This window comes from Halalkalibacter wakoensis JCM 9140 (genome assembly GCF_000513095.1).
In the GTDB taxonomy this organism is placed as follows: domain Bacteria; phylum Bacillota; class Bacilli; order Bacillales; family Bacillaceae_D; genus Halalkalibacter; species Halalkalibacter wakoensis.
Genome location: NZ_BAUT01000026.1, coordinates 41,900 through 49,294 on the forward strand (window position 1 = coordinate 41,900; position 7,395 = coordinate 49,294).

The 7,395-nt window shown below is 40.0% G+C and carries 5 protein-coding genes; 4 read left to right on the plus strand and 1 reads right to left on the minus strand.

Annotation, left to right across the window (positions count from 1 at the left end; translation table 11 throughout):
- The 3 genes from JCM9140_RS22570 to JCM9140_RS22575 all read left to right on the plus strand — a co-directional run bounded on the left by JCM9140_RS22570 (nucleotide 1) and on the right by JCM9140_RS22575 (nucleotide 5,085).
- Nucleotides 1-2,445: a flagellin gene (locus tag JCM9140_RS22570; RefSeq protein ID WP_052002224.1), complete on the plus strand. Its 2,445-nt coding sequence runs from the start codon at nucleotides 1-3 to the stop codon at nucleotides 2,443-2,445.
- Between the two features lie 46 nt (nucleotides 2,446-2,491).
- Nucleotides 2,492-2,719: a hypothetical protein gene (locus JCM9140_RS11585; RefSeq protein WP_034746347.1), complete on the plus strand. Its 228-nt coding sequence runs from the start codon at nucleotides 2,492-2,494 to the stop codon at nucleotides 2,717-2,719.
- A gap of 305 nt (nucleotides 2,720-3,024) precedes the next feature.
- On the plus strand, nucleotides 3,025-5,085 hold the full coding sequence (locus JCM9140_RS22575) for a methyl-accepting chemotaxis protein (RefSeq protein WP_052002225.1): 2,061 nt from the start codon (nucleotides 3,025-3,027) through the stop codon (nucleotides 5,083-5,085).
- A 126-nt stretch (nucleotides 5,086-5,211) separates the two neighbouring features.
- Here JCM9140_RS22575 and JCM9140_RS11595 read toward each other — a convergent pair whose 3' ends face one another.
- Nucleotides 5,212-6,168 (minus strand): DUF6612 family protein, encoded by a 957-nt coding sequence (locus tag JCM9140_RS11595; RefSeq protein WP_034746350.1) that lies wholly within the window; start codon nucleotides 6,166-6,168, stop codon nucleotides 5,212-5,214.
- Nucleotides 6,169-6,710: 542 nt separating this feature from the next.
- Between JCM9140_RS11595 and JCM9140_RS11600 the strand changes: the two genes are divergently transcribed.
- Nucleotides 6,711-6,908, plus strand: coding sequence for a cold shock domain-containing protein (locus JCM9140_RS11600; RefSeq protein ID WP_012960443.1), 198 nt, complete (start codon nucleotides 6,711-6,713; stop codon nucleotides 6,906-6,908).
- The last annotated feature ends 487 nt before the right edge of the window (nucleotides 6,909-7,395 follow it).

Consider the following 7,395-nt stretch of genomic DNA (forward strand, 5'->3'; position numbering starts at 1 on the left):
GTGGACCTGATTCCGAATACAGACCGACTTCATATTCCTGTAACGAATAATACATTGACGTTGCCGACGACACCGGATTTATATCGAATGGATGATAGAATAAATGCTTCGCTTCAAATTGAAAAGGTGAATGATAGCGGAAGCAAAGTATTAACATATTGGGATAGGGATGAAAATGGAGACCCGCCAAGCGGTTATTATTTTACGGTCTCGGGAAATGCCGTTACGTTTTGGGGGGATGCCATCATTGGAGCGGAAGATGTCGATGATGCGCAAGACTTTTATCGCTTTTCCTATGTGTCTGATGGAGTGCAAGACAACATCCATACTGTTTCGATTCCTCCTTTAGCAGAAGTATATAATATGAATGGTGAAGAAGGCCCGCACTCGATGCGAATTCAAGTCGGCGGAGATACGGTAAGGCCGGATCAATTGTTAGCGGCAAGGCCAAGTGCAGAGGACATTGAAACGACTCATGGGGTGTATGTGGATCAATCGACAGGCCGGATTGAATTTTATGGGGATTTGCGACCTGCTTACAACCAAGAAATCTCTATTCGATATCGAGAAGATGACGACGGGCGTAATGATGTATACACATTTACGCTGCCGAATGGGACCGGAATTGATACATACAACCTTGAGAATGAACCAGATTTAGAATTGAATCGCTCTTTACGTGTGTTTACGCGAACGGGGAGTGGAGTAGAACAAGAATTACTGTACGATGGAGAAAATGGGTATACGTATAACCCGTCAAATGGGCAAATAAGTTTACATGGAAATGCTCGTCCTGATTTGCCATCGGGAACAACGATCCGAGTTGAATATATGAGAGACTTGTCTGGTTCGCAGACGACAACAGAGGTATATGGTATTCCTTTAGATTGGAGATACCCAGAAGTTTATAATATTGAGACGGATGAGGAACCTAAATCGATCAGAGTCTATCGAAATGGGGAAGAGATTTCTTTTTCAGAAACGGAAGGGTTTTTTTATAATGAAGAGACGAATACGATTGAGTTGAATGGGATGGCTCGGCCGGATACGGGGGATTTATATTCGATACATATGATCCGCGAGCTAGGTGGTGTCAGTTGGCGCAATGGTGTGGTGGAAGTTGGATTAAGCACCCCGCCGGAGACGTATGGGATAGCCGATCCAGACATTCCATCAACGTTCCGCGTTGTAGTGGATGGCCGCGAGGTTCATTATGATCCATTTCAGCTTGATGGTTTTTATTATAATAGTGATACAAATCGAATTGAACTTTACGGAGAGTCACGTCCGGATGCTGGACATGCTTCCGATCCGGATGTGCAAGTATATTATGTATATGAAAGCTCTGCGGCAACCAGAGGAAACGATACATATGATTTTCGCTTAAATTCAAGTTCTCTCTCTTATGGTGTGGGCACAGATGAGGAGCCACAAGCAATTCGTGTGTATTTGAGTGGAGTAGAAATTCCTTACAGTGAAGAACATGGATATACCTACAATACGGATACGAACATATTATCACTTCATGGAGATTTCAGGCCGGATGGTGGGAATGACAGGGGAGATTATCGCGTTTATTCAGTTAGTAGCAATAGCATCACGATACCTGTGCCAACAAATTCATATGTATATGAAGTTCATGTGAATGGGCAGGAGATACCCGAGACAGATAGCATAGATGGAAATGGCTATTATTTTGATGGTCGAATGGTTCAATTAGTTGGTGATGCTCGTCCTAATATTACGAATACAACCGGCTCTGTACGTATGAACGTTTCTTATTACGATTCATTAGATATTCATTTGAATAATTCACCAAGTATGCCTGATTATCTTTCAAGTTGTGGATGTGGGGAAGACGCTCACTTGTTATTTTCGGAAATTGACCCGACAGAGCTGTCTGTTTATTTTAATGGTACTACGTTAACGGATGAGCAGTTCTCCTTACAAGGAAACCGGATTGTATTAGACAAGGATAAAGTAGATGTCCAGCTTGGTGCCAATACGATAGAAGTAGATTACCGCTTGCGCTATGTTGTTGGCTATGAAGCCAATGATTTTACATTCCAAGTCGGAGCGAACGCTGGTCAGAACTATCTTGTCGAAATCCAATCCTTTGATAATATGCTTATGGATACGAATCAAATTTGTGTGTTGACACATGAAGAGGCAAGTGCCAGCATTAATCTTGTCGATAAAGCGTTGAGTTTTGTGAATGCAGAGCGAAGCCACGTTGGTGCCGTTTCGAACCGTTTAAATAGCATGGCGTCAAACTTGTCCGTTCTCGAAGAAAATACAACAGCAGCAGTTAGTCGAATAGAAGATGCCGATATGGCAAAAGAAGCAATGAATCTAATGAGAGCGAATGTGTTGTCTCAAGCGCAAACAGCGATGCATGCTCAAATGAATCAATCGAGCCACCGAGTATTAGAGTTGTTAAGATAGCTTTTTCTTTATCGATAGATATTCCTTTATCATTGGAGTGATCACTTTGCAAGAAAGCGGTTTTTGTACAGAGTGTGGCAAGGTAAAACAAAATCAGAAAATCTCGTTTTGTAACGCTTGTTATGAGGTGTTTCGGAATGATTGTCAGAAAGTCAGAAGCTTGTTAGCGGAAAACCCAAAGTTAACGATCCTTGACCTTGTTAATGTAAGTGGATTTTCGTTACAAAGAGTAAGACAGATGATCGAGTATGGAGCTTTAAAAATTAGAGAGTAGAATAATGATATTTAAGCCTAGACTTAGAGATCTTTTCTCAAGTCTAGCTTTTTTGTTTGCCGTAAAAAAGGTTGGAACTAAATCTTACAGGGTCTAGGAATGAAGATTCAAGACATTTCTCCTATCTGTGTAGGTGAAACACTGCCTTTTATCGTCTTGTAACTCGATTAGTATGCAAGTTTACTTTAGTTAAAACAGCTAATAATAATGGTTTTTATTATTCTCTTTAACCAATGACGTAAGTGCGAATGAGAGGTAAGCTGTGAGAGTAAGGTTGGTTGGATTTGATTAAGGAGGATTTTATTATGTCATTAAAAAGTAGAATCATTGGGATTGTTTGTGTGTTAATTGTTATCTTGGTAGGGAGTGCTGTACTTGTTCAAATATATGAAACAAATAAATTAAGTGAGGAAACTGAAACGTTGCTTGTAGAAATGAACGAGGGTTCTGAAGAAAGTGTGAGACAAACTCTTCAGACGTTAACATCGGATATTTCAAACCAGGTTCATCTTTTGGAAGAGCAAATTAATGATACGATGTTGAATGCTGCCTATACGCTTCAACAATATGATTCCAAACAGGAATTAACGAATGATGATATTCGAATGATTTCTGACTTAATCAAGGTTGAAGATGCCATGTTGACAGATACAAGTGGGTTTATTACACATACGACGGATGATGCATACGTAGATCTCAATTTGTTTGCAATGAATGAAGCCCATAGAGAAGTGATGAGTGATGATACTGAATTTTACGTTTCCCCATTAATTATTAAGAGTCAAACAGGGGAGATTTTTAAATTTCTATCCACAGCACGGGAAGATGGAAGAGGAGTCATTGAAGTTGGGCTAGAGGTCGGTGTTTTTGAAAATTTATTACGTAACTACTTAGAAAATAATCAATCGCTCGAAGCGTTATATCTAGTTGATTCTACAAATATTGTTTTAGCTGAATCGTTACAAAACAATCAAGAGAGTGTGTGGACGAAAGGTGAAACAATTGAAAACAGCGTCATTGAACAAGTTTCTAGTGATGCGACGCCTATGCTTTTCATGGAAAAGGAAAGTCAGACTGCAGAGATGTACTATCCTGTCTTAGCGGCGGGAGAGGTTCAGTACGTATTGTATGCAAAAATCGATACAGAACCATATTTTCTTCAAGCGATGATTGCAAATCAGGCGTTAGAGAACGTTCGAGATGGATTAATGAGCAATGTGTATTCATTTATTATTATGACGGTGATTATTACAGCTATACTAATACTTGTGCTAATGTTCTTGCTTCAAAGAAAATTACAGCCATTAACGGTGATATCAGAACATGCTGAGAACATTGCGGCTGGGGATTTCACTCAGCAAGCACTAAACATCAAGAGCAACGATGAAATAGGCAAGCTTGCTCAGTCCTTTAATAAAATGTCATCGCAACTTCGATCGATGATTCATCAAGTTGCCGATCATACACAAACTGTTGCTTCTTCATCTGAGCAATTATCAACAAGTGCCGAGCAGATGACTTTAGTGACTGAACAAATTGCTCAAACGATAGAAGAAGTAGCTGCAGGGAAAGACAAACAGCTGAGTAGCGTTCAGCAAACAGCAGAGACCGTCGAGCAAATGGCAGGCAGTGTCGAACAAATAGCACTAAGTGCGGATTCTGTTACATCTAGTGCTGCACATGCAACAAAAAAGGCGGGTGAAGGGGGGAAATCTATTCAGATTGCCGTTGAACAGATGAACTCAATGAACCAGATTGTGACCCATACAAGTAAGGTTATTCAAGGATTAGATGAGCATGCTGGACATATCGGGAAAATTACGAAGGTCATTACAGAAATTGCCGAGCAAACGAATTTACTAGCTTTAAATGCTGCGATTGAAGCAGCGCGGGCAGGTGAACATGGAAAAGGATTTGCGGTCGTTGCAGCAGAAGTTCGCAAGCTTGCCGAACAATCGTCTCAATCAGCTAATCAAATAAGTGACTTATTGCTAACGATTCAGTCTGAAACAAAGAATGCGGTTGCTTCTATGGGGCAAGTGACAGAAGAAGTATCTGGAGGAATCGATGTCGTAAATGATACAGGTCATCGATTTGAAGAAATCGAACAAGCGATTGATGAAGTCGTAAGAAAAATTAAAGAAGTAACCTCCTCGGTTGCTACTCTTTCAGATGGAACCAACCAGCTGATGGATGCGATGACTGTTGTAAAAGATGTAGCTGTCGAAACCGCGGCTGGGAGCCAAAATGTATCTGCAGCTACAGAGGAACAAGTAGCCTCAATGCAAGACATTACTTCATCGTCATCCTCTTTATCAAATATGGCTGAGGAACTTCAACAGCTTATCCGTACATTTAAAGTGTAAGGAAAATTAAACGCCAACTTATTTAAATAAGTTGGCGTGTTTTTCGTGATATTTAGATTCAGCATTTACATTCCCTTATTTTTGTTGTAAAATAAGGGAACAAGAGTTCGTGTTCGTAGAATCGCTTTAATAAAAAGTTAAAGGATCATCATTGTGAGTATGACTGATATCAAACTGTTTTAATTCTTCAAATTCAGAAAGATGAAGGTTAAATTCTTTGGCATTTTGAATAACTTCTAATGGAACGATAATTTCTGTGATTTCGTTAAAATGATCAAGGTGTTCAGAAGCGTTAATTTCTCTTGTGATAGATTCTTCTTCTAATGGTAGTTCAAGCTGTAAAGACATGTTCCATTCTGTTTGTAAAAATGTCTCTTTTTCAATGAACACCGTGTACTCTAACTTGTTAATGTCTGCCATCATCATAAATTCTTCTAATTCATTAGCCAGTTCATCTAACATTAAATGGTTTAGTTCTAGTGAGAAAGCGGTTAGAACATCAGACGTTCCCATGAATGAAATAACATAATGTGTTTCGGTTTCTTCATAAGTAAGTTGATCTGTGTACTTTGACATTAGTTCAAGTTGCTGCTCTTGAGGACGTGCTGTGGTTTCCTCATAGGCAATTAATTCTTCTGCCACATCTTCTGGATACGTGAACCAACCATCTTCAAGTCCGTCTTTAAAATAGACACCTTCATCCACTAAATAAATGTCGGTCACAAAATCCCCCATTGTTGGAATCGTCGAAACTCTTTTTTGATACATCGTTAAAGGGGTTTGGGTCATTTCCGCATATAGACTCGTTGTTGTTGATAGAGGATCTTCATTCGGTAGTTGAATGTCTTGAACGACTTTTTTGTTTGAAGAAAGGCTTTCAATGCTTTGAAATTCTGTTAATGATCGAGTAAGGATGTCCTCAACGGTAAGAAGTGTCTCCTCTTGTATGTCTACATCATGATGATCGCGTTCCTTTTTCTCTGTCGTACCGTCATCGATCTGTTCGACCGTTTCTGTTTGGGTACAAGCAGAAACGAATAAAAGAACAGTGAGCAATAGGATTGTTTTTACAAATTGGACCATATAGTCCTCCCTCCCAGTCCCCATCTTACCAAATTATAACGAATTGTTATAGAGACTAAAGGGGGAGGAAAAAGAAAATGTACACTTCTCTTTTGAGCAGTGTACATCGTGAGCCGTAGTGGGCACGTTGCAAAGGAGTCAGGTAATCAATGGCCGCGAGCTACGGCGGGAGGGGACAATTTTAAAATATAGGAACAACGTATTGTGAGAACATTGTTAGTATTTGTAAGTTTGTGTCTCTTCATTTTACATGAAAAAAATATGAATACAATATTCTATGTGAGGTAATTATACATAGTAAAGGATAAACCTGAATTCTGTTCTTCAGGTTTATTCTAAGATTAACATTTTGGGCAAAAATCGCATGGGTATTCAGAATGTGATGAAGCGCTTACAAAATTCGACAAGCTTCCTGTAGAATTGTTGTTATTTGGCGAGTTGTCTGACCTGTAAAGCGTTTGACAAAGGCGTGAAAGCACTGCTATAGTGAAGATGTGGAAAAAAACACCACAGTATTTTAGTTACGAAGGGAATGTGAAAGCATGCAAGGTAAAGTTAAATGGTTTAACGCAGAAAAAGGTTTTGGATTTATTGAGCGCGAAGATGGGGACGATGTATTCGTACACTTCTCAGCAATCAACTCTGAAGGTTTCAAGTCTTTAGACGAAGGTCAAGACGTTGAATTCGAAATCGTTGAAGGTGCTCGTGGTCCACAAGCTGCGAACGTAGTTAAGCTTTAATTCACATTCCTCGCTAGGAAATGAATAATAGCTAAAACCATACAAGCCTACCTCAGTTTAAAACTGAGGTAGGCTTTTTTAGGTTAAGCCCAGCGAACGTAGCCAGTGCAACCAGGTTCGCGAATCTAAAAAGCATTGCTTTCTTCGTTTTGTCAAAATGTTGTTTCGTTTCTTGCTTTATATGGGTTAAGGTGTAAGAACACGTTCGTTTCATTGTGCTGCAGCCACTCGCTTTCCGCGGGGAGGTGCCGAGCCTCCACGGCTGCGCCAGTGGTGTCTCGCCCCTAGCTCTATTTGAAGCCACTGAAAAAGGTACAAACCAACCTTTTTCAATGCCTCGATTAAGTAGCAATGGCTTCACGCACTGCGCGCCTGCTATGAGAACCCCACTCATAGCAGGCTTTTATAAAACCGGGCAGTGGCTCCGCACATTGCTTTCGAGGACACTGAAAAAGAAAAACCGACTTTTTCAGTGTCCTACCTCTAT